The organism is Enterobacter sp. BIDMC109 (assembly GCF_001037885.1).
Classification (GTDB): Bacteria; Pseudomonadota; Gammaproteobacteria; order Enterobacterales; family Enterobacteriaceae; genus Enterobacter; species Enterobacter hormaechei_C.
Genome location: NZ_KQ090002.1, coordinates 3,227,516 through 3,250,177, shown reverse-complemented (window position 1 = coordinate 3,250,177; position 22,662 = coordinate 3,227,516). Strand labels below are relative to the sequence as shown.

Annotated in this window: 17 protein-coding genes and 2 pseudogenes; 12 read left to right on the top strand and 7 right to left on the bottom strand. The window is 58.2% G+C overall.

From position 1 onward, the window contains the following. Positions 1-102 precede the first annotated feature (102 nt). The 5 genes from pheP to SK62_RS15335 all read left to right on the top strand — a co-directional run bounded on the left by pheP (position 103) and on the right by SK62_RS15335 (position 6,244). Positions 103-1,491, top strand: a complete 1,389-nt coding sequence (gene pheP / locus SK62_RS15355) for a phenylalanine transporter (RefSeq protein ID WP_017382559.1) — start codon at positions 103-105, stop codon at positions 1,489-1,491. 294 nt (positions 1,492-1,785) lie between these two features. Then, entirely contained in the window at positions 1,786-3,021 is a 1,236-nt protein-coding gene (locus tag SK62_RS15350; RefSeq protein WP_047718983.1) for an MFS transporter, read from the top strand. Between the two features lie 15 nt (positions 3,022-3,036). After that, positions 3,037-4,062, top strand: coding sequence for a sugar phosphate isomerase/epimerase family protein (locus SK62_RS15345; protein ID WP_023296060.1), 1,026 nt, complete (start codon positions 3,037-3,039; stop codon positions 4,060-4,062). Then, complete coding sequence (locus SK62_RS15340) at positions 4,055-5,197, top strand: Gfo/Idh/MocA family protein (RefSeq protein ID WP_047718984.1); 1,143 nt, start codon at positions 4,055-4,057, stop codon at positions 5,195-5,197. Before SK62_RS15345 ends, SK62_RS15340 begins: the two co-directional genes overlap by 8 nt. 75 nt (positions 5,198-5,272) lie before the next feature. Next, positions 5,273-6,244 carry a LacI family DNA-binding transcriptional regulator gene (locus SK62_RS15335; RefSeq protein WP_015571213.1) on the top strand — a complete coding sequence of 324 codons (972 nt, stop codon included), beginning with the start codon at positions 5,273-5,275 and terminating at the stop codon, positions 6,242-6,244. Here the strand turns inward: SK62_RS15335 and SK62_RS15330 are convergent, their stop codons facing one another. Further along, positions 6,245-7,489, bottom strand: a complete 1,245-nt coding sequence (locus SK62_RS15330; RefSeq protein ID WP_047063273.1) for a mechanosensitive ion channel family protein — start codon at positions 7,487-7,489, stop codon at positions 6,245-6,247. 67 nt (positions 7,490-7,556) lie between these two features. Further along, positions 7,557-8,993, bottom strand: a complete 1,437-nt coding sequence (locus SK62_RS15325) for an MFS transporter (protein WP_047718985.1) — start codon at positions 8,991-8,993, stop codon at positions 7,557-7,559. A 107-nt stretch (positions 8,994-9,100) separates the two neighbouring features. On the opposite strand from SK62_RS15325, the gene SK62_RS15320 reads away from it, so the two are divergent. Together SK62_RS15320 and SK62_RS15315 are read left to right on the top strand one after the other, a co-directional pair. Beyond that, positions 9,101-9,970, top strand: coding sequence for a helix-turn-helix transcriptional regulator (locus SK62_RS15320; RefSeq protein ID WP_017382554.1), 870 nt, complete (start codon positions 9,101-9,103; stop codon positions 9,968-9,970). Between the two features lie 153 nt (positions 9,971-10,123). Continuing rightward, positions 10,124-10,726 (top strand): hypothetical protein, encoded by a 603-nt coding sequence (locus SK62_RS15315; RefSeq protein ID WP_023299508.1) that lies wholly within the window; start codon positions 10,124-10,126, stop codon positions 10,724-10,726. 27 nt (positions 10,727-10,753) lie between these two features. Here the strand turns inward: SK62_RS15315 and nfsB are convergent. From nfsB to SK62_RS15300, 3 genes and pseudogenes are all read right to left on the bottom strand, one after another. Further along, positions 10,754-11,408 (bottom strand): annotated as a pseudogene (gene nfsB, locus SK62_RS15310) (oxygen-insensitive NAD(P)H nitroreductase). A gap of 120 nt (positions 11,409-11,528) precedes the next feature. Then, a complete protein-coding gene (locus tag SK62_RS15305) occupies positions 11,529-11,897 on the bottom strand; it encodes an MmcQ/YjbR family DNA-binding protein (protein WP_047718987.1) in 369 nt (122 codons plus the stop codon). After that, positions 11,887-12,477, bottom strand: a complete 591-nt coding sequence (locus tag SK62_RS15300) for a TetR/AcrR family transcriptional regulator (protein WP_003858882.1) — start codon at positions 12,475-12,477, stop codon at positions 11,887-11,889. Before SK62_RS15300 ends, SK62_RS15305 begins: the two co-directional genes overlap by 11 nt. Before the next feature lie 191 nt (positions 12,478-12,668). On the opposite strand from SK62_RS15300, the gene SK62_RS15295 reads away from it, so the two are divergent. Then, entirely contained in the window at positions 12,669-13,772 is a 1,104-nt protein-coding gene (locus tag SK62_RS15295) for a RomA family MBL fold metallo-hydrolase (RefSeq protein WP_047718990.1), read from the top strand. Between the two features lie 32 nt (positions 13,773-13,804). Further along, positions 13,805-14,146: a RamA family antibiotic efflux transcriptional regulator gene (locus SK62_RS15290; RefSeq protein ID WP_003858880.1), complete on the top strand. Its 342-nt coding sequence runs from the start codon at positions 13,805-13,807 to the stop codon at positions 14,144-14,146. Positions 14,147-14,219: 73 nt separating this feature from the next. Here SK62_RS15290 and SK62_RS15285 read toward each other — a convergent pair. Next, a pseudogene (locus SK62_RS15285) lies at positions 14,220-16,364 on the bottom strand (TonB-dependent siderophore receptor). Positions 16,365-16,487: 123 nt separating this feature from the next. On the opposite strand from SK62_RS15285, the gene SK62_RS15280 reads away from it, so the two are divergent. After that, the gene (locus SK62_RS15280; RefSeq protein WP_047718992.1) at positions 16,488-18,056 is read left to right on the top strand and encodes an alpha/beta hydrolase-fold protein; all 1,569 of its coding nucleotides are present in this window, start codon (positions 16,488-16,490) and stop codon (positions 18,054-18,056) included. Here SK62_RS15280 and SK62_RS15275 read toward each other — a convergent pair. Beyond that, complete coding sequence (locus tag SK62_RS15275) at positions 18,042-18,290, bottom strand: DUF1158 domain-containing protein (RefSeq protein WP_003858875.1); 249 nt, start codon at positions 18,288-18,290, stop codon at positions 18,042-18,044. The genes SK62_RS15280 and SK62_RS15275 overlap by 15 nt on opposite strands. 488 nt (positions 18,291-18,778) lie before the next feature. On the opposite strand from SK62_RS15275, the gene SK62_RS15270 reads away from it, so the two are divergent. After that, positions 18,779-21,487, top strand: a complete 2,709-nt coding sequence (locus SK62_RS15270; protein ID WP_017382547.1) for a cation-transporting P-type ATPase — start codon at positions 18,779-18,781, stop codon at positions 21,485-21,487. Positions 21,488-21,593: 106 nt separating this feature from the next. Next, positions 21,594-22,658 carry an efflux RND transporter periplasmic adaptor subunit gene (locus tag SK62_RS15265; RefSeq protein WP_017694366.1) on the top strand — a complete coding sequence of 355 codons (1,065 nt, stop codon included), beginning with the start codon at positions 21,594-21,596 and terminating at the stop codon, positions 22,656-22,658. Positions 22,659-22,662: the final 4 nt, after the last annotated feature.

Sequence of the window (22,662 nt, the reverse complement as noted above, 5' to 3'; positions counted from 1 at the left end):
CGTTTATCCGCCGGGCGCATGCGCTGGCCCGGCGTTAAGCTTGCTACCACCAGCATGAAGTGTTAAAACGTGCCCCTTCTAAAAAAGAGACAGGGGTAGGGCGTGAAAGACGCGTCATCCGCTTCAGGCCATGGTAGCGCTGAAGCTTCGTCGGATCAGAGTCCGACGCTGCAACGTGGTTTGCAAAATCGACATATTCAGTTAATTGCCCTTGGCGGCGCGATCGGTACCGGGCTGTTTCTCGGCATCGGCCCCGCCATTCAAATGGCTGGCCCGGCGGTTCTGCTGGGTTACGCTATCGCCGGGATTATCGCCTTCCTGATCATGCGCCAGCTCGGCGAGATGGTCGTTGAAGAGCCGGTGTCCGGCTCCTTCGCACACTTTGCCTATAAATACTGGGGGCCGTTCGCAGGCTTCCTCTCCGGCTGGAACTACTGGGTGATGTTCGTGCTGGTGGGCATGGCAGAGCTGACCGCCGCCGGCATCTATATGCAGTACTGGCTCCCGGACGTGCCGACGTGGATTTGGGCCGCGGCCTTCTTCATCATCATTAACGCCGTTAACCTTGTGAACGTGCGCCTGTATGGCGAGACCGAGTTCTGGTTTGCGCTGATCAAGGTGCTGGCGATTATTGGCATGATCGGCTTTGGCCTGTGGCTGCTGTTCTCCGGTCACGGCGGCGAGCGTGCAAGCATCGACAACCTGTGGCAGCACGGCGGCTTTCTGGCGACCGGCTGGAAAGGGCTGATCCTGTCGCTGGCGGTCATTATGTTCTCCTTCGGCGGGCTGGAGCTGATTGGCATCACCGCGGCTGAAGCGCGCGATCCGCACAAAAGCATTCCGAAAGCGGTCAACCAGGTGGTGTACCGTATCCTGCTGTTCTATATCGGCTCGCTGGTGGTGCTGCTGGCGCTCTATCCGTGGGTAGAAGTGAAATCTGACAGTAGCCCGTTCGTGATGATCTTCCACGATTTGAACAGCAACGTGGTGGCTTCGGCGCTCAACTTCGTCATTCTCGTGGCGTCATTGTCGGTTTACAACAGCGGGGTTTACTCCAACAGCCGCATGCTGTTTGGCCTCTCCGTACAGGGCAACGCGCCGAAGTTCCTCACCCGCGTCAGCCGTCGCGGCGTGCCGATCAATTCGCTGTTCCTTTCTGGCGCTATCACCTCGCTGGTGGTGCTGATTAACTATCTGCTGCCGAAAGAGGCGTTTGGCCTGCTGATGGCGCTGGTTGTCGCCACGCTGCTGCTGAACTGGATCATGATCTGCCTGGCGCACCTTCGCTTCCGCGCGGCGATGCGACGCAAGGGGCGCGAGACGCAGTTTAAAGCGCTGCTCTATCCGGCGGGGAACTACCTCTGTATCGCCTTCCTCGGCCTGATTCTGGTGCTGATGTGCACCATGGATGAGATGCGCCTGTCAGCGATGCTGCTGCCGGTGTGGGTGGTGTTCCTGTTTATCGCGTTTAAGCTTTCACGCAAAAAGTAGCGCGGTTTTCTCCCTCTCCCTGTGGGAGAGGGCCGGGGTGAGGGCACCAGACCGCACCAAACCAGACCGCACCCGCCTTCACGCCCGGTGGCGCTGCGCTTACCGGGCCTACATGTTCGGGGACGTTATTTAGTAGGCCGGGTAAGGCGCAGCCGTCACCCGGCACCTCCCCTTCACCGTTATCGTGACTCCCCTCCCAATTCTGTTTTGATCCAGAGGATCTTTGTTTTGTAATCGATTACTTTTCATTTGAACGCATTTGTAATCGATTACTTTTTCCGGGTGAGGCTTATCATGGTGTCAACTGAGAGTAGTGAAAAGGCGATAACGCAGCACCGGCTGCTGGTGCCGCGTCTGTCGCTGATGATGTTTCTGCAATTTTTTATCTGGGGTAGCTGGTCGGTCACGCTTGGCCTGGTGATGACCCGGCACAACATGTCTTTGCTGATTGGCGACGCGTTCTCTGCCGGACCCATCGCTTCCATTCTTTCGCCGTTCGTGCTCGGGATGCTGGTGGACCGCTTCTTTGCCTCGCAGAAGGTGATGGCGGTGATGCACCTCGCAGGCGCGGCGATCCTCTGGTTCGTGCCGGGGGCGTTGATTGCTGAGAACGGCGCGCTGCTGATTGGCCTGCTGTTTGGCTACACACTCTGCTATATGCCGACGCTGGCGCTGACCAACAACATTGCGTTTCACAGCCTGGCGAACGTGGATAAAACCTTCCCGGTAGTGCGTGTGTTCGGCACCATCGGCTGGATCGCGGCGGGCATTTTCATCGGCGTCACCGGCGTGGCGTCCAGCGTCACCATCTTCCAGGTGGCGGCGATAAGCTCCGTGCTGCTGGCGCTCTACAGCCTGACGCTGCCGCACACGCCCGCCCCGGCGAAAGGCCTGCCGGTAAAGGTGCGGGATCTCTTCTGCGCGGACGCCTTCGCGCTGCTCAAAACCCGCCACTTCTTCGTCTTCTCCGTCTGCGCGATGCTGATCTCCGTCCCGCTCGGCACCTATTACGCCTACACCGCCTCGTATCTGGCGGATGCCGGCATTGCCGACGTCAGCACCGCCATGTCCTTCGGGCAGATGTCTGAGATCGTCTTCATGCTGGTTATTCCTCTGCTGTTCCGCCGCCTGGGCGTGAAATATATGCTGCTGATCGGCATGCTGGCGTGGTTTGTACGTTATGCCATGTTCGCGCTGGGCGTCAGCGAGGAGGGGCGCATTCTGCTGTATCTCGGCATTCTGCTCCACGGCGTCTGCTACGATTTCTTCTTTGTCGTCGGCTTTATCTACACCGACCGCGTGGCGGGCGAAAAGGTCAAAGGCCAGGCGCAGAGCATGATCGTGATGTTCACCTACGGTATCGGCATGCTGCTCGGCTCTCAGATTTCCGGCGCGCTCTACAACCGCCTGGTGGCAGGACAGACCGTGCCGCAGGCGTGGGTCACATTCTGGTGGATCCCGGCGGTGGCTGCCGCGGCGATCGCGCTAATTTTCCTTCTCACGTTTAAGTATGACGATGACAAGGCGTAACGTTCAGGAGGTGGTATGAGGACAATGAAAGGACCGGGCATTTTTCTGTCGCAGTTTATTGGCGGGGAAGCGCCCTTCAACACGCTCGACGGGCTGGCAGGATGGGCGGCGGGGAAGGGTTACAAAGCGGTGCAGATCCCCTGCAACCATCCGCATATCTTTGATGTGGAGAAAGCCGCAGAGAGTCAGGCCTACTGCGACGACATCACCGCCAGGCTGGCCGCGCATGGGCTGGTCATCAGCGAGCTGTCGACCCATCTGGAAGGGCAGCTTGTTGCGGTAAACCCGGTTTACAGCGAGGCGTTTGACCACTTCGCCCCTGCTTCCGTGCGCGGTAACGATGCGGCGCGACGGGCGTGGGCGACGGAGAAGCTGAAGCAGGCGGCGGTTGCCTCGGCCCGATTAGGCCTCAAAGCACACGCCACCTTCTCCGGATCGCTGGCCTGGCCGTTTTTCTACCCGTGGCCGCCGCACAACGAGCAGCGTTTTCAGGATGCATTCGGGGAGCTGGCAGCCCGCTGGCGGCCGATTCTGGATACCTTCGACGAGCAGGGCGTGGACGTCTGCTTTGAGCTGCATCCGGGGGAAGATCTGCACGACGGCGTCACCTTCGAGCGTTTTCTGGCGCTGGTCGATAACCATCCGCGCTGTAATATTCTCTACGATCCAAGCCATATGCTGCTCCAGCAGATGGACTATCTGACCTTTATTGATATCTACCATGCGCGCATTAAAGCGTTCCACGTGAAGGACGCCGAGTTCCGCCCCAGCGGGCGCAGCGGCGTCTACGGCGGCTACCAACCGTGGATCAACCGCGCCGGACGCTTCCGCTCGCCCGGCGACGGACAGATCGACTTTAAGGGCATTTTCAGCAAGCTGACCCAGTACGACTACGACGGCTGGGCGGTGCTGGAGTGGGAATGCTGCCTGAAGGATGGCGATACCGGCGCGAGTGAGGGCAGTGAATTTATCCGCCGTCATATCATCCCGGTTTCCGGACGGGCGTTTGATGATTTCGCCGCAGGGGGCAGCCATGATTAACGTCGGGATTATCGGCAGCGGGTTTATTGGCCCGGCACATATCGAGGCGCTCAGGCGTCTCGGGTTTGTGCAGGTGGTCGCGCTCTGTGACGGCTCGCTCGTTAAGGCGCAGGAAAAGGCGCACCAGCTCAATGTGCCGCACGCCTGTGCCAGCGTGGAGGAACTGCTCGCGCTCCCTAATCTGCACGCGGTGCACAACTGCACGCCGAACCACCTGCACGCGGAGATTAACTGCCAGATCCTGCGTGCGGGCAAGCACGTGTTTTCCGAAAAGCCGCTGTGCATGACGCCGGACGAGGCGCGCGAGCTGGTGGCGCTGGCGGAGCAGGCAGGCGTGGTGCATGGCGTGAGTTTTGTCTATCGCCAGTTTGCGATGGTGCGCCAGGCGGCGAGCATGATGCGTGCGGGCAGCCTCGGGCGGCTGTTTGCTTCGCACGGCAGCTATTTACAGGACTGGATGCTGCTGGAAACCGACTACAACTGGCGGGTGGATGCCGCGCTCGGTGGCGCGTCGCGGGCGGTGGCGGATATCGGCTCCCACTGGTGCGATACGGTACAGTATGTGACCGGCAGGCGTATTACCGGGGTGATGGCTGATTTATCCACCGTCTGGCCGACGCGCAAGGCCAGCGCGGGCGGTCATCAGACCTTCTCCCATGACGAGCAGGCGGAGTATGAAGACAAACCGGTCACCACCGAAGACTTTGGCTCGGTGCTGTTCCGCTTTGAAGACGGCAGCAAGGGCAGCTTTAGCGTCTCGCAGGTGAGCGCGGGGCGAAAAAATCGCCTGACCTTTGAAATTAACGGCAGCGAGCAGTCGGTGGCGTGGGATCAGGAAATCCCGCAGCAGCTGTGGGTCGGCCATCGCGCCAGGGCAAACCAGATTCTCAGCGACGATCCGGGCCTGATGAACCGTGACGTGGCCGACAGCGCCCACTTCCCCGGCGGGCACATTGAAGGCTGGCCGGATGCCTTTAAAAATATGATGGCGCAGTTTTACCGTGCCGTGCAGGCGGGCGCGATGCCGGATAATCCGCAGTTTGCCACCTTCCACGATGGCGCCTGTGTGATGTATATCATTGATGCGATTATGAAAAGTCATCATCAGCAGCGCTGGGTGCGCGTGGAATACTGACGCATTGCCCGGTTCGCCGGGCAATCAATTTATGGTAGCCTGCACAAAACGCTAACCGCAGGATGTATCGTCGCTATGTCAATTCAGAAAATCGCTCAACTGGCCGGGGTATCCGTGGCAACGGTCTCCCGCGTACTGAATAACAGCGATACCGTGAAGGCGAAAAACCGCGAGCGCGTTTTGCAGGCGATCCAGGAGAGTAACTATCAGCCCAATCTGCTGGCGCGTCAGCTGCGCACTGCCCGCAGCTATATGATCCTGGTGATGGTCTCGAACATCGCCAACCCGTTCTGCGCCGAAGTGGTGAAGGGCATTGAAGCCGAGGCAGAAAAGAACGGCTATCGCATTCTGCTGTGCAACTCCGGCTCGGATATTGAGCGCTCCCGCTCGGGCTTAAGCCTGCTCTCCGGCAAAATCGTCGACGGCATTATCACCATGGATGCGTTCTCGAAACTGCCGGAGCTGGCCGCGCTGATTGGCAACGCGCCGTGGGTGCAGTGCGCTGAATACGCCGATGCGGGCGCGGTCTCCTGCGTGGGGATTAATGATGTTGATGCCTCCCAGCACGTTGTCAGCCAGCTTGCCGACGGGGGACGCAAACGCATTGCGCTCATCAACCACGACCTCAGCTACAAATATGCCCGTCTGCGCGAGCGCGGCTATAAGAGCGTCATACACCTGCGGGATCTGGATTATCAGGCGGTGGAGTACGCCAGTGAGCTCAGCTCTGGTGCGGGCATGGCGGCGATGCAAAATCTGTTAAAAGCAAACCCGCCGGATGCGGTGTTTGCCGTTTCCGATACGCTGGCGGCGGGGGCGCTGCGCGCCATTCAGCAGGCAGGGCTGCGGGTGCCAGAAGATATCGCGGTGGTCGGCTTTGACGGCACCGAGCTGGCGGAGATGATTTCACTCACCACTATTGAACAGCCGTCGCGGGATATCGGGCGCAAGGCGGTCAATCTGCTGTTAAATAAGATCGACAACCCGGATGCGCCCACGGAAAGGGTCATGATGGACTGGCGCTTTATTTCCCGCGCCAGCTCCTGATTATCTGGCGATGACGCCAGCCAGCGAGCGAATATCGTTTCCGGTTGGCGACTGGTGAATACGCAGGCCAAATTCATCTACCACCGCGAAAATATGATCGAAGATGTCGGCCTGAATATCTTCGTATTCCGCCCAGATCACCGTGTTGGTAAAGGCATATATTTCAATCGGCAGCCCGTTGGCATCCGGCGCGAGCTGGCGCACCATCAGCGTCATATCTTTGCGAATGCGCGGGTGGTTACGCAGATATTCATTCAGGTAGGCACGGAAGGTGCCGATATTGGTCATCTTGCGCAGGTTTAATACCGATTCCCCTTCGCCGTTCTGCTGATTCCACAGGTTAATTTCCTCATGACGCGCCGCCAGATACGGCTTCAGCAGTTTCGCCTGAATCAGTTTCTGCTGCTCCTGCTCGTCGAGGAAATGAATGCTGGTGGTATCGATATTCAGGCTACGCTTGATGCGGCGACCACCGGAGGCGGACATGCCGCTCCAGTTGATGAACGCATCGGACACCAGCGCCCAGGTCGGGATGGTGGTGATGGTGTTATCGAAGTTGCGCACTTTAACGGTGGTCAGGCCGATGTCGGTCACCGTGCCGTTGGCGCCGTATTTCGGCATCTCCAGCCAGTCGCCGAGCTTGAGCATGTCGTTGGCGGAGAGCTGAATGCCCGCCACTAAGCCCAGTATCGGGTCTTTAAAGACCAGCATCAGAACGGCAGCCATCGCACCCAGGCCGCTTATCAGAATGGCGGGTGACTGACCGATCAGCAGGGAGATAATCAGTATCCCCACCAGAATGGCACTCACCAGCTTAACGCCCTGGAATATCCCCTTCAGCGGCAGCTGCGAGGCGGTGGCCATTTTCTGCGACAGATTGAAAATCACGTCCAGCAACGAGAAGAAGGAGAGCAGGGCATAAATCATCACCCACAATTTCGCGCAGGTGGTGAGTAATTCCGCCGCTTCGCTGCCTTTTTGCAGCCACAGAACCGCCTGAACGTTGACGATTATCCCCTGGAGGGTAAACGCCAGACGGTGAAATAATTTGTTCTGCGTAATGATCTGCAACCATAAATGACTGCTGGCCTGGGCGCGTTTCTCGAATGCGCGCAGCACCACTTTGTGCAGAATAAAATGAACGATAATGGCCGTAAGAAAAATAATACCAAAGATAATCACTAAAGAGGTGGTGTGATTAATTTCAATCCCTAACTCTTCAACCTGAGCAATTAATTCCTGCATAACGTCTCCTGTATTGATGCAGCCCCATAATGGCGGCTGCGGATCTATTATGCAAATTCAGGCAGTTTTATTTTGTCGCCGGACAGGCCTTGACGACCGGTAAACACAGACGATGACGCATACGCAGCGTGACCAGCGCCAGCACCACCATCATGGCCGTTTCCACCATCAGGAAGACGTTGACCGCCTGGGTATAATCTCCGTGATGATTTTGCAGCCCGTGCAGCAAAATCGCGCCGAAAATGGCCGGGCCAAGCCCCAGCGCAGCCTGTTGCAGCGTGCTTAAAATCGCGCTCGCGGCCCCCGCGTCGTCAGGCTGAATATCGCGCATCCCGATACGGTAGAAGCTGTTTACAATCAGCGCCTGCCCGTAACCCACCAGCCCGGTGGCCGGGGCCAGCGTCAGCGCGGTATTCTGCATTCCCCAGTGACGGAACGTGGCGATCAGCGCCACCAGGCCGACAAGCTGAATCGCAAGCCCGGTCAGCAGGATGGCGCTGGTGCTGTAGCGGGCAATCAGGCGTGGGGCGAACCAGGCAGAAATAAAATAGGTGACGCCAAGCGCGATAAAGCTGTTCCCTGACTGCCACGGCTCCATCCCCAGACCGCTTTGCATGGTCAGCGCCATACAGAACATGAACCCGGACCAGACGCTGAAAAAGAGTATCCCAATCAGCACGCCAAAGCGGATGCTGCGCAGCTGCAACAGGCGCGGCGCGATGAGCGGGTGGGCATTCTCACGCTCTTTTTTGCGCGCGTTCAGCACCATCAAACAGGCCAGCGGCACAATCGCCAGCAGTGCGGCCTTCAGCGGCCACGACCAGTGCCACTGTGGGCCGAGCGCCATCGGGAACAGCAGACAGCACAGTATTGCCGTCAGCAGGACAGTCCCGGTCCAGTCAATGCGCGATGGCGTGTCGCGGCGGGTTTCCGGCACGTAGCGACGGCTCAGCGCCAGCACCACCAGACAAATCGGCACGTTGATAAAGAAGGCGTTGCGCCAGCCCAGCCCGGCGATGTCCGCCGACACCAGCCAGCCGCCACCCATCTGGCCGACGATAAACGCAATTCCGCCGATACCCCCGAACAGGCTGATCGCTCTGGCGTGTGCCGTTCCTTTTAACGTCACATGCAACGTCGCGAGAATTTGCGGCATGATCAGCGCGGCGCCCGCGCCCTGAAGAATGCGCGCGCCAAGCAACTGTTCGATATTGCCCGCCATGCCGCACAGCAGCGAGGCCAGGCCAAAACACGCCACGCCCCACATAAACAGGCGACGGCGGCCAAGGTTATCGCCCAGCTTGCTGCCGGGGGCCAGGCAGACGGCAAAGGCCACGCCGTAGAGGGCGACGATCAGCTCCAGTTCGGTGGCGGTGGCGTGTAACGAATGGGTGATGGAATCCAGCGCCACGTTGGTGATTGAGGTATCAATCAGCGGCAGCATCTGGCCGGTTAACAGCAATATCAGGCCCGCACGACCCGGTGAAACAACTGACGTATTCATGGTGACTCCATTGCGTCAAACAGCGTAGAGTCGTAGCATCAACCATCTGATAAACGGGTACCAGTTCTTGCTTATACTGGTACTGGCACTACCATGCAGGAGATGTTATGGCGCTGATGTCTGAACCTGTCACCTCTCTTCAGGATGACACCCGCAAGCAGCTGGGCGCGTTTTTGCGTGCCCGGCGCGAAAGCCTTGATCCGCAGCGGCTCGGCTTACCGCGCAGCGGCCGCCGCCGCACGCCGGGCCTGCGGCGAGAGGAGGTGGCGATGCTCGCCGACGTGGGGGTGACCTGGTACACCTGGCTGGAACAGGGCCGGGACGTCAATCCGTCCAGCGCGGTGATGGCCGCCATCGCAAAAGCGCTGCAATGCACCCCGACCGAAGCCCGACATCTTTTTGTGCTCGCCGGTTTGCCGCCGGGCGAAGCCCCGCAGGCGGTGTGTTGCGAGGGGATCAGCGAAGGCACGCGTCGCCTGCTGGATACCCTGATGCCGAAACCAGCCAGTATTCAGAAACCGAATTTCGATATCGTGGCCTGGAACGACAGCTTCGGACACCTGATGGGCGTCGATTTCAACGCCATCCCGCCGGAAGATCGCAACTGTATTTACCTGTTCCTCACCCATCCGGCGTGGCGCGCGCGGCTCGGCAAACGTGACGACGTGCTGCCGATTTTCGTCTCCTACTTCCGCGCGGCCATGGCTGAGCACCGTGGCGACCCGCTCTGGGAAGCGAAGCTGGCGCGTTTTTTTGCGGTGTCCGAAGAGTTCAAAACCCTGTGGCACCAGCGTAACGACGTGCGCGGTGTGGAGAACCAGCTCAAGCTGTTCACCCATCCCGAGCTGGGGGATTTTCATCTCCAGCAGATGTACTGGTACTCCGCCCCGCGAAACGGATCGCGGCTGCTGGTCTATTTACCCGTGGATGAGGCAGGGGAGAGGGCGATGGCGTGGCTGGCGGAGCAGGGGAAATAAGTTTTTTGCGAGGGGCTTTCAGGGAATAAGAGCTGGCTCTGATAAGCGGATGAGACAGGTATAAGGTGGCGTTTAACTTAAACCAACCGACTGAATCGACATCATTTCGATGAGGGATTAAGTCGACTATACTCACGCCATGAGAAACAACAAATGTCGCCACTGATGATTGATTCCGCAGACTTCAGCCAAAAACTCGGCCTTATCTCCCGAAACGTCGAACACACCGAAGCGTTCCTGGCACGAGGTACGGCGGATTTTCATCTGCCGGGGTTTTTGCTGCCTGTGGGATACCGGCTCCTGAAATCGCGTTATGGTGATGAATATCGTCTCGTGACCACCGATGACGGCAAACCTTATACGGCGTATGCCGTAAAGCTTAAATTTCATAAAGAAATTACCTTTCCCCACGGTGCCGCCACGCAGGTGATGGTGTGGCGTACACCGCGTGCCGTTCATCAACGCGTAATAAGCGGGTTGCCACAACTCTTTTTTCAGTGGGTGCTAAGCGAATACGACATCGTTGTCTCTGACAGCGAACAAACAGGAGACGGGCAACGGTTCTGGCTGCGCATGATCGACTGGGCGTTTACCATGAACTATCGCATTAGCGTGGCGGACGGTACGGTGGGAGAAGAGTGGACGTTAACGCCCGTAAATTCCTACGCTGAGCTGGAAGAGCGCTGGATTGCTTTTGCCTGGGGAAACGATCGTGAGGTCCATCCGCATCGCAGGCTTGTCATCAGTAAAGCGTAACGGGCCGCATGCAGCGGCCCATTTTCATTAGCATTCAGTCACAATCGTGCTCAGCGGCAGGCGAGATTTCGGCAGCGTGGCGTTGAAATCTTCCACGCTGTGATGCCCGACCGGGACCACCACCAGGCTGGTGAAGCCTTTCTCTTTCAGGCCAAACTCTTCGTCGAGGATCGCGGCGTCAAACCCTTCGATGGGGACCGCATCGAGGCCCATCGCGGCCACGCCCAGCAGGAAGTTGCCGACGTTCAGGTAAACCTGCTTCGCCATCCACTGGTCGTCATCTTTCAGATCCACGCGGTGCATGTCGGCAAAATAGCAGCGGCCTTTATGGTTCGCGGCTTTTGCTTCTGGCGTGGCGAAACGGCCGTCAGCCTCTTCCTGATCGACAACGCGCTCAAGCCAGGCATCGTCCATCGCGGTTTTCGCGCAGAACACCACCACGTGAGAGGCATCCAGCATTTTGCGTTCGTTAAACACATAGGTGCCCGCCGCGGATTTTGCCACGCGCGCTTTACCCTCGTCAGTGCTGGCAACAATAAAGTGCCACGGCTGGGAGTTGGTGCTGGACGGGCTGTATTGCAGCAGCGTTTTGATTTTTTCCGCTTCTTCTGCGGTCAGTTTTTTTGGCTGGGTCGAACGCCTTGGTAGAGTGGCGTTTCAGGGCGACAGAAATAATATCCATAACAACTCCTGGTGATGAAATTCGCCCGCGGGCGGGCGTGAAAGGAAAGCAGATTACCGCGCGAAGCGGGAAAAGATAAGTGCGATTCGAGCGCTTATTCTGTTCGTCTCAGACGAACAATCAGGCTGGCCGAATCCACTTCTGATCTTTTTTCGGCAGTTTATCAACGACCAGATTCCACGAATTCGTAATCAGGTCGGTGACCAGTTCAGGCGTGATGTCGTCCGTGCCATAAAGTGAGATCCAGTGTTTTTTATTCAGATGGTAACCGGGCTCCACGCCACGGTAGATCTGCTGATTGAGCAGCGATTTTTCCGGATCGGATTTCAGGCTGACGTGGGCCCGACCGTGTGCGGTCGCCATCAGCATAAAAATTTTCCCGCCCACCTTAAACACGTCATACTCCGGGCCAAACGGCCAGCAATGTTCGGTAAAAGGCATCTCCAGCGCGACGCGTCTGGCATGTTCCTGCAAGGATTTACTGTCCATGGTTATCTTCCTCAGCAAGCCCGCGCCACATGGCTTCAAAGCCCAGCGCTTTAAAATCGACGGCACGGGACGGATCGCGCGCGGCAAACTCCATGGTGGTTTCAGCCAGCGATAAGAACATTGCATCACCGAAGGTCTTAAACTCGTCAGACATAAACACCGGGCGGATCGAACGACGACACAGTTCATGCAGTTCCGGGAACATGTCTTTCACCGCCTGCTCGGTTTCGGCGTTCAGCTTTTCACTGACGCCAATCTGGCGGATAGCCGCATGCGCCAGGGGGTTACGAATGCCCCAGTCTACATAGCTGTTCCAGATATTGCGGGTATGCTCTTTTGGCTCGGTGATGGTGCGATCGAGATTCGCCAGCATGGTCTGGCAGAGATCCTGCTTCAGATGCAGGTAGAGGGCATTCAGCAGATCGTCTTTGGTAGCAAAGTAGCGAAACAGTGTCCCTTCAGCGACGCCCGCATTACGGGCAATTAACGCCGTTGAGGCGGCAATACCTGACTGCGCAAACGCAGCCGTTGCTGCTTCCAGTAAGGCCTGTTTTTTATCTTCACTCTTCGGACGTGCCACTAAATTTTTCCTCCCGTCAATTGTAAAAGCCCTGATTGAAACACGAGCCTTGATACGCTGCAACGCGGAATGTCAAAGAACGAAAACCTTCTTGACGGCGTAATCATCCTATCTATAATGAGTGCTTACTCACTCATAATCAAGTGTCACCCGCGCAAACCATCGGATGGGGCGCGTAGGCGGGTCAGGAAATGAAAAAGCCTCTATTCATCTGCGTGGTGTTAGTCATGATTATTGCTTCAGCTGCCAGTTTACCGTTTGTACTGAATGCCGGATTTGGCCAGCCACCGCAGGGTGCGCAGCTCTCTGAAGTGGAAGCCTCTCCGCACTATCGCGACGGGCAATTCCATAACACGCTCCCTACGCCGGGCTTTACCGGGCAACAAAATATGCTGGTGGCGTGGTGGCAGTTCCTTACCCGTAAAACCGAAAACGCCCGTCCTGCGCAGCCGCTGCCGCTGGTGAAAACCGATCTGGCGAGCCTGTCGCCTGAACAGGACACGCTGGTGTGGCTCGGCCACTCCTCCTGGTATATGCAGCTGGCGGGGAAACGCATCCTGATCGATCCGGTTCTGAGTAGCTACGCCGCACCGTTCTCCTTCCTCAATAAAGCGTTTGCGGGGGAGTACCCGTGGCGTGCGGAGAGCATGCCGGAGATCGACCTGCTGATTATCTCCCACGATCACTATGACCATCTGGATTACGCCACCATCAAGGCGCTGCTGCCGAAGGTTAAGCGCGTGGTCACCCCGCTGGGCGTGGGGTCGCATCTGCGCTACTGGGGGATGAACCCGGAGATTATCGACGAGCGGGACTGGAACCAGTCGGTGCATATCAGCGATGCGCTGACGGTACACGTTCTGCCGGCGCGCCATTTTTCCGGGCGCGGCATTAAGCGTAACCAGACCCTGTGGGGCAGCTTTATGTTTGTCACCCCAGAGCGAAAGGTCTACTACAGCGGAGACTCCGGTTACGGCTCGCACTTCAAAGCGATTGGCGAGCAGTTTGGCGGAGTTGACTTAGCCATCATGGAAAACGGCCAGTACGACCAGGACTGGAAGTACATCCATATGCACCCGGCAGAAACGGCGCAGGCCTCGGCAGATCTCAATGCCAAAGCGGTCGTACCGGGACATAACGGGCGTTTTGTGCTGGCGAAACATACCTGGAACGATCCACTGATCCAGCTGGCGAAAGCCAGTAAGGATAAAAACTACCGGCTGCTGACGCCGGAGCTGGGCGAGCCCGTGCGGGTGAGTGATACCACGCAACAATTTCGCGAGTGGTGGGAATAATGTTTAAGCGAGAAGCAGAGGGGGAGAGCAGTATGACGATTTCCGCTCAGGTCATTGATACGATTGTCGAATGGATTGATGACAATCTACACCAGCCGTTACGCATCGAAGAGATTGCCCGCCATGCGGGTTACTCAAAATGGCATTTACAGCGGCTGTTTATGCAGTACAAAGGCGAAAGTCTGGGGCGCTACATCCGCGAACGCAAGCTGCTGATGGCGGCGCGCGATCTGCGTGAGTCAGACGAGCGCGTGTACGATATCTGCCTGCGCTACGGGTTTGACTCGCAGCAGACGTTTACCCGCATCTTTACCCGCACCTTCAACCAGCCGCCCGGGGCGTATCGCAAAGAAAACCACGGTCGGGCGCACTGAAAAACATCCCCTCACCCCGGCCCTCTCCCCTTTAGGGAGAGGGTTAGGGTGAGGGGATCAGACCGCACCATGCTTACCAGCTGTAATTCACCGTCGCCGTCACCGTCCGGCCAATCCCGTAGAAGCACGCCGTATCGCTTGCGCATGACGCCACATACTTCGTGTCTGCCACGTTATTGACGTTGAACTGCACGCTTGCCCCTTTCAGGCTGCGGTTCATCTCGCCCAGATCGTAGCGCAGCATCGCGTCATACAGATCCACCGATGGCACCTTGAAGGTGTTCTTCGCATCGCCGTAGCTGGTGCCGATGTAGCGCATCCCCACGCCAGCGGTCAGGCTCTTCAGCGCTCCGCCCGGAACGGTATAGCTGGCGAACGCCGATGCCATATGCGCTGGAATGCGCGCAGGCGTTTTGCCTTCAGTTCCCGCCACCGTGGTGCTTTCGGTTTTTGCATCGGTGTAAGTGTAGGAGCCAATCAGGTTGATGTTATCCATCAGCGTGGCGTGGATTTCCGCTTCAGCGCCTTTCGAACGCACCTTGCCCGCATTTTCGAACCAGCCTTCAGCGCTGTTATAGGTCGCGACGTTGTCCTGAGTCAAATCGTACAGCGCCAGGGTCATCAGCGTGGTGTCGACCGGCTAATATTTCACGCCAATCTCGGTCTGCTCCCCGGTAGTAGGCCTGAATGGCGCAACGCCCGGCGCACGGTTGGTTTGCAGGTTCGGTTCAAACGAGGTGCTGTAGCTGATGTACGGCGACAGGCCAGAATCAAACGCGTACAGCAGGCCAGTGCGCCAGGTAAATTTGTTGTCGTTCTGCTGCGTAAAGCTGTTATCGGTGAAGTCGTTGGTACGCACTTCGCTCCAGTCGTAGCGCCCGGAAACCAGCCACTCCCAGTTGTTCCAGCTCATCTGATCCTGAAGATACAGGCCCATCTGGTCGAGATTTTGCTGCTCGTCGGTGGCCGTTTTGAAGGTACTTTCATCCACGTTCACGCCGTAAACCGGGTTTGTCCAGTCGAGGTCATACTGTGAGCCGCTCCCGCGCGCCAGCAGCTGTTTATCCTTACTGGTCTTGTAATCAAACCCGCCGAGCAGGGTGTGGTTGACGCTTCCGGTCTCCAGCAGATATTCCAGCTGGTTATCAAGGCCAAATTCGTTGGTCGTGCGCTCTTCACGCTGGGCGCGACGGGTCAACACCGTGCTGTTGGCCGCGCTGTTGGCGTAAACCAGATAACGATATTTCTGCTTGATGGTGGCGTAACGGGCGTTCTGGCGGAAGGTGAGGTTGTCGGCGAACTGGTGTTCCAGCTCGTAGCCAATCATCGTCTGCTCGCGCCAGGATTGATTGTAATTCGGATCGCTGACGTTAAAGTCGCGCGGGATGTACTTCCCGTCGGCACTTTTCACCGTGCCATACGCGGGCAGGAAGTTGCGGTATCCGGCATCCGGATCTTTCTGGTAGCTGGTCAGCAGCGTAAAGCGGGTCTGATCGTTCGGGTACCAGGTGATCGCCGGGGCGATCGCCATCCGCGTCTCTTTATAATCGTCCACCTGATTATGCTGCGTACGGGCGATACCGTTCACGCGATACAGCACGCGGCCGTCGTCGCTCAGCTTGCCGCCGAAATCAAACGCACCTTCGGCGAGATCGTTATTGCCGGTGCGGAACTGCACGTTGTGAATGGCCTCCGCCGTCGGGCGCTTGCTGGTCATACTGATTAACCCGCCCGGATTCACCTGTCCAAACAGCACCGACGCCGGGCCGCGCACCAGCTCCACGCGCTCCAGCAGCCACGGGTCAACTGTGCCCGTCTGTGAGGAAGCCGTTGCGCCAAAGCTTAAGCCGTCGAGGAATTTCGGCACGTAGCTAAAGCCGCGCACAAACACCTCGTCGTTACGGTTAGACGAGCCCCGGTACTCGGTAAACACGCCCGCCGAGTAGCGCAGCGCCTGCGAAACGGAGGTGACGTCCTGCATGTTCATCTGATCGCGGGTGATCACCGATACCGACTGCGGCGTCTTCACGATCTCCGCGCTGGACTTGGTGGCGGAGAGCGTTTTCGTCGCCACAATGCCTTTTACGGGCGCAGTGGGCTCTTCAGTCACGCCCTGCGTCACCGTAATCGTTTCTTCTTTCGTTTCTGCCTGAGCCGCGACGCTGGTCGTCGCCAGACTCAGCAGCCAGAGCTGCATTATCTTATTATTTTTAAACATTTTTATTGAACGTCCTTGGTTGCTATCGCCATAAAAACACCGGTAAAACGCCGCTGATGATATTGCAAATTATTACCATTTGCATTAGCGTTGTTAACAAATTTCGTTGGGGAACAAGCGGTAATGAAAAGGGTATGGAGTGGGTTGCTGTTGGGGATCGGCGCGCTGCCCGCCGTGGCGGCAACGTGCGAGCAGTCGTCCCGGCAGGGCGATGTTCAGGGAAAGTTTGATGCCAGCGGCGAAGTCTGCTTCTCCCTGCCCGAGCTGGATGAAAATTACGTTTCCGCCACGCTGCATGGCGTGACGGATGCGCGCCTGCTGGATGGGCAAAACCGCCGCATCCGCACGCTGATCGAAAACGGTCCTGCGGACGGGGAACACACGCTGCTGTTTGCCCTGCCGGTGAAACAGAACACCTCGCTGGTGCTACACGGCGAAGCCGGCAAGCCGTGGCGTTTTCAGTGGCGGATGAAAGAGACCTCTCCGTTACCACGCGTGCAGATGCTGGCGCCAGAAAGCCCGACGCTGAAGGCGCTGGCAAACGTCATTTCTGCCGGTGGAAGTACCGAGGCGTTCTGGCAGGCGCAGCGTCGACAGGGAACGCCGATGGTGGAGCCGGTAGATGCGAGCCATAAGCGGGTGACCTTTCTGTGGCGCGGCGCGGGGGATAACGTCTTCATTCTCGGCTCGCCGGCGGGGGATCACGATCCGCTGTTCCGCCTGGGCAACAGCGACGTCTGGTTCCGCAGCTACGTGGTCCCCGCTGATACGGTGATGCAGTACAAGCTCGCCCCCGATGTGCCGATCGTTGAAGGCTCTGCCCGCGATCAACGCCGCGCCATCCTGGTAAGCGCGCAGGCCGATCCGCTTAACCCGAATAGCTTTGGGGAGCAGAAGACCGATCGCTGGAATCGCTATTCTCTGCTCGATCTCAGCCCGGCGCGCTACTGCTCCGTTCGGGCTACGGCACAGCCGCTGTTACACGGGACGTTGAGCCGCCAGAGGCTGAGCAGCAACATCCTCGGCAATGCCCGCGACGTGATGATCTACCAACCGCGCGGCGCACAGCCTGCACGCTGGACGCTCATCCTTTTCGACGGACAGGTTTATCAGGACGAATACCATTTTGCCAACGTGCTGGACGGTCTGATTGCCCGACATCACCTGCCTCCGATTAACGTGGTGTTTATCGACAGCCTCGATCACGCCCGTCGCGGCAACGAGCTGCCGCCGAACCCGGATTTTGCTGACTTTATGGCGCACGAGCTGCTGCCGTGGCTGCGGGGGAAGGGCATCGGCATGCAGCGGCAGAAAACCGTACTGGCAGGATCAAGCTACGGGGGAATTGCCTCTTCATGGGTGGCGCTGCGCTATCCGCGCCTGTTTGGCAACGTGCTGAGCCTTTCCGGTTCTTACTGGTGGGCACCAGAAGGTGACGCTCCCGGCTGGCTGACGCGTCAGTACCAACAGTCTCCACCGTATCCGGTGCGCTTCTGGTTACAGGCCGGGAAGTTTGAAACCACGGGACCGGGCGGCGGCATCTATCGCACCACGCAGGATTTTGAACAGGTGCTGAGGAATAAAGGCTACCGCGTCAGCTTCCACCCCTCATCCAGCGGCCACGACTACGCGGCCTGGTCTGAAGCGCTGATCCACGGGATGCGCGATCTCACTGGCTTACGACGCCAGTGAAAACCAGCGGCGCCAGATGAAACGCAGGATAAAGAATTCGATGGCGCCGAGCACCAAAAACCACAGACAGAACAGAATGGTGTACAGCTGATTCAGATCGACCATATGAAAGGTCTGAACCAGCTTCTGCGCCAGCACCAGACCCAGCGACGGCGCGGGTAACAGCAGGCAGGAGAGCAGGGCCATCAGCAAAATGCCCCCTGCGGTGAGCAGCGATTCTAACGGGTGTTTCATCGTAATGTTAATCGTCAGTTAAAAATGTCATTGTCCGGCATCCTGAAACGTAAAGCAATATCATCCCCGCTGGCAAAATTGGGTAAAAGGCCACCGTTATTCTGCGAATTAATAACAGAAAATAGATAATATTTTCGGGACGATTAAATTAATATCGCGTTATGTAAATAAACGTCTTTCTCACGAAAATAATTTTACAAAGCTATAGGTGCTATATCCAATTAACGTCGCAATAACAATGGCTGCGACAATGTATAACGCCAGACGCCGTCCGCGATAAATACCAAACATGCTTCCTCCTCGTTTAGTGTTGGTTTAGAAATATTTTGTAAAAATCAACGCGTCGAAATAATTTTAATCAGTTTTGAATAACCGGGTAGTCAATATATTGCGGTAGATCAATTTAACCCGCAAGACTTAAAAATGAATTATTTAAAGCCAGAAAGGAATTCCGGCTTCCGTCCACCGGATATTGAAGGAAAAATACCATGACCAAAAAAAATTTCTCGCAGAATATGCCACCCGCAGGCGGGCAGGCGTACCAGCAGACCGTAGAGCAGGTGCTTGCTCAGGCGCAGAGCCAGGCTAATGGCCTGGACCGTGCCGAGGCGCAGGCGCGTTTACAGAAGCATGGCCCGAACGCGCTGCCGGAGAAAAAAGGCAAGCCGGGCTGGCTGCGTTTTCTCGCGCATTTTAACGATGTCCTGATTTACGTCCTGCTGGCCGCCGCCGTATTAACGGCAGTAATGGGACACTGGGTTGATACGCTGGTTATTCTGGGCGTGGCGGTAATTAATGCCTTAATTGGCCACATTCAGGAAAGTAACGCGGAAAAATCCCTGAAGAGTATTCGCAATATGCTCTCCAGCGAGGCGCGCGTTATTCGTAACGGCAACCATGAAACTATCCCGACGACGGAAATCGTCCCGGGCGATATTATTGTGTTGCGCGCAGGAGATCGTATACCGGCGGATATGCGCTTAATCGAAGCGCATAATTTACGCGTGGAAGAGGCAATTCTGACCGGTGAATCCACCGTGGTGGATAAACACACGAACCCGCTGAACGGCGAATTACCGCTGGGCGACCGCACGAACCTGGTCTTTTCCGGTACGACGGTCAGCGCGGGCGGCGGCGTTGGCGTGGTCATTGCCACGGGCCAGGAGACCGAACTCGGCCACATCAACCAGATGATGGCGGGCATTGAAAAACACCGCACCCCGCTGCTGGTGCAGATGGACAAGCTGGGCAAAGCGATCTTCGCCATCATTCTGGCGATGATGGCCGCGCTGTTTGTCTTCAGCCTGGTGTTCCGCGAGATCCCGATGGGCGAGCTGCTGCTCTCCCTGATTAGCCTGGCGGTAGCCTCCGTACCGGAAGGTCTGCCAGCGATTATCTCCATTATCCTCTCCCTGGGTGTGCAGGCGATGGCGCGCAAGCGGGCGATTATCCGCAAGCTGCCGACGGTTGAAACCCTTGGCGCGATGACCGTGGTCTGCTCGGATAAAACCGGCACCCTGACCATGAACGAGATGACGGTGAAAGCCATCATCACCGCGGACACCTGCTACCGCGTGGACGGCAACAGCTACGAGCCGGTGGGCAACATCTACCTCGAAGGCAGCGACGAGCCGGTGCAGATCCAGCCGGGCACCGTGCTGGAGCAGTACCTGCGCACCATCGACCTGTGTAACGACAGCCAGCTGATTCAGGACGAGCGTGGCCTGTGGGGCATCACCGGCGGGCCAACCGAGGGCGCGCTGAAGGTGCTGGCGGCCAAGGCCCACCTCGAGCCGGTCGTGACCACGCTGGTTAACAAGATCCCGTTCGACTCTCAGTACAAGTACATGAGCACCCACTACCAGATTGGCAGTGAGGAGCAGATTTTGATTACCGGCGCGCCGGACGTGATTTTCGCCCTGTGTGAGCAGCAGCAGACCCGTAACGGTGCGCAAGCCTTTGACCGCGCGTACTGGGAAACGGAGATGGAGCGCTATGCGCGTCAGGGGCTGCGCATGGTCGCCGCGGCGTTCAAGCCAGCGAACGGCGAGCAGGCATTAACTCACGACGACCTGAGCCACGGTCTGATCTTCCTCGGCATTGCCGGGATGATGGATCCGCCGCGTCCGGAAGCGATTGAGGCGATTAACGCCTGCCAGCAGGCGGGGATCCGCGTGAAGATGATCACCGGGGATCACCCGCAGACGGCGATGAGCATCGGCCAGATGCTGGGGATCACCAACAGCGAGCAGGCGGTTACCGGCTACCAGCTGGAGAAGATGGACGACGCCGAGCTGGCGGAAGCGGCGGTGAAGTATGACATCTTCGCCCGTACCAGCCCGGAGCATAAGCTGCGCCTGGTGAAAGCGTTGCAGGACAAAGGCGAAATCGTCGGCATGACCGGTGACGGCGTGAACGATGCCCCGGCGCTGCGCCAGGCGGACGTGGGTATCGCGATGGGCATCAAAGGCACGGAAGTGACCAAAGAGGCGGCGGACATGGTCCTGACGGACGATAACTTCGCCACCATCGCCAGCGCGGTGAAAGAGGGACGTCGCGTTTACGACAACCTGAAGAAGACCATTCTGTTCATCATGCCGACCAACCTGGCGCAGGGGCTATTGATTGTGATTGCGCTGCTGGCGGGGAACATCATTCCGCTGACGCCAGTGCTGATCCTGTGGATGAACATGGCGACCTCCGCCACGCTCTCCTTCGGCCTGGCCTTCGAGGCCGCCGAGCGCAACATTATGCGCCGCCCGCCGCGTCAGACCGGGCAGCACGTGATGGACGCCTACGCCGTCTGGCGCGTGGCCTTCGTCGGCACCATGATTGCCATCGCCGCCTTTGCGCTGGAAGCCTGGCTGGCCCCGCGCGGCCACAGCGCGGAGTTCATCCGCACCGTGCTGTTGCAGATGCTGGTCTGCGCCCAGTGGGTATACATGATTAACTGCCGCAATACCGACGGGTTCTCCCTGAACCGCGGCCTGCTGGCGAACAAAGGGATCTGGCTGGTAACGGGCGTACTGTTCCTGCTCCAGGCGGCGATTATCTACCTGCCGTTTATGCAGATGCTGTTCGGCACCGAAGCGCTGCCGCTGCGCTACTGGTTCGTGACGCTGGCGGTGGCGGGCGTGATGTTCTTCGTCGTCGAAATCGAGAAGCGACTGACCCGCAGGTTCCGTAAGGCTGCATAACCTTTTGCCCTCACCCTAACCCTCTCCCACAGGGAGAGGGAACTCTGACCTCCCTCTCCCTGTGGGAGAGGGCCGGGGTGAGGGAAAACAACGCCGAGGTACTCCCATGAAATTCCCACTCCTGTTCGCGCTCCTCGCCTGCACCCTGCCACCCGCATTCGCCGCGGCCATTCCCGTGCGTGTCGCCACCGTGGAGCAGACCGCCCACGCCGCCGAGCGTCAGATCCCGGGTCGCATTGAAGCTATCCACACCGTTGAACTGCGCGCCCGCACGGAAGGCGTCATCACCAGAATCCACTTCCGCGACGGGCAGTACGTGAAAAAAGGCGACGTGTTGTTCGAACTGGACGACGCCGAGCCGCGCGCCGCCCTGCGTCTGGCGCAGGCCGAAGTGAGAAGCGCCGAAGCCACGCTGCGTCAGGCGCAGCAGCAGCTGTCACGCTTCGAAAGCCTGGGCAGCAGCAACGCCATCAGCCGCCACGACGTGGACAACGCCCGCATGCAGCGCGACGTAGCGAGCGCCGCGCTGGAGCAGGCGAAAGCCCGGCTCGACACCCGCAGCGTCACCCTCAACTACACGCGCATTACCTCACCGATTGACGGGCGCGTGGGGCACAGCAACTTTCACGTCGGCAGCCTGGTGAATCCTGCCAGCGGTGTGCTGGTGGAGGTGGTGCAGCTCGATCCCATCCGCATCGCCTTTGCGCTGGAAGAGGGCACGTTTGCCACTAAAGCCGGACAGCATGCGGATATCAGCGCCATGAAGCAGGCCTGGCAGGCGCTGATTGACAGCAACGGCCAGCGCATCAGCGGGGAACTCACCTCCGTGGACAACCGCATCGACCCGCGCACCGCCAGCGTGATGCTGCGCGCCGAGTTCGCCAACCCGCGCCATCAGCTGCTGCCCGGCGGCAACGTGAACGTCTACCTGCGTCCGTCAAGTGAGCAACCAGTGCTGACTCTGCCCGCCGCTGCCGTACAGCAGAATGGCCACGGATTCTTCGCATGGGTGGTTAACGCCGAGGATAAAGCCGAAATGCGTCCGCTGAAGGTCGCCGGACAGATCGGCCAGCAGTTCCAGATTGCCTCCGGCCTGAAGCCCGGTGAGCGAGCGATTACTGACGGTGCGCAGCGCGTGCAGCCAGGCGTTGCCGTCCAGATACTGAATTAAGGAG

Excerpts from the sequence above, each read along its gene's own strand:
- SK62_RS15350 (WP_047718983.1), top strand. The coding sequence starts at position 1,786 with ATGGTGTCAACTGAGAGTAGTGAAAAGGCGATAACGCAGCACCGGCTG.
- SK62_RS15345 (WP_023296060.1), top strand. The coding sequence starts at position 3,037 with ATGAGGACAATGAAAGGACCGGGCATTTTTCTGTCGCAGTTTATTGGC.
- SK62_RS15340 (WP_047718984.1), top strand. The coding sequence starts at position 4,055 with ATGATTAACGTCGGGATTATCGGCAGCGGGTTTATTGGCCCGGCACAT.
- SK62_RS15335 (WP_015571213.1), top strand. The coding sequence starts at position 5,273 with ATGTCAATTCAGAAAATCGCTCAACTGGCCGGGGTATCCGTGGCAACG.
- SK62_RS15330 (WP_047063273.1), bottom strand. The coding sequence starts at position 7,489 with ATGCAGGAATTAATTGCTCAGGTTGAAGAGTTAGGGATTGAAATTAAT.
- SK62_RS15325 (WP_047718985.1), bottom strand. The coding sequence starts at position 8,993 with ATGAATACGTCAGTTGTTTCACCGGGTCGTGCGGGCCTGATATTGCTG.
- SK62_RS15320 (WP_017382554.1), top strand. The coding sequence starts at position 9,101 with ATGGCGCTGATGTCTGAACCTGTCACCTCTCTTCAGGATGACACCCGC.
- SK62_RS15315 (WP_023299508.1), top strand. The coding sequence starts at position 10,124 with ATGTCGCCACTGATGATTGATTCCGCAGACTTCAGCCAAAAACTCGGC.
- SK62_RS15305 (WP_047718987.1), bottom strand. The coding sequence starts at position 11,897 with ATGGACAGTAAATCCTTGCAGGAACATGCCAGACGCGTCGCGCTGGAG.
- SK62_RS15295 (WP_047718990.1), top strand. The coding sequence starts at position 12,669 with ATGAAAAAGCCTCTATTCATCTGCGTGGTGTTAGTCATGATTATTGCT.
- SK62_RS15290 (WP_003858880.1), top strand. The coding sequence starts at position 13,805 with ATGACGATTTCCGCTCAGGTCATTGATACGATTGTCGAATGGATTGAT.
- SK62_RS15280 (WP_047718992.1), top strand. The coding sequence starts at position 16,488 with ATGAAAAGGGTATGGAGTGGGTTGCTGTTGGGGATCGGCGCGCTGCCC.
- SK62_RS15275 (WP_003858875.1), bottom strand. The coding sequence starts at position 18,290 with ATGAAACACCCGTTAGAATCGCTGCTCACCGCAGGGGGCATTTTGCTG.
- SK62_RS15270 (WP_017382547.1), top strand. The coding sequence starts at position 18,779 with ATGACCAAAAAAAATTTCTCGCAGAATATGCCACCCGCAGGCGGGCAG.
- SK62_RS15265 (WP_017694366.1), top strand. The coding sequence starts at position 21,594 with ATGAAATTCCCACTCCTGTTCGCGCTCCTCGCCTGCACCCTGCCACCC.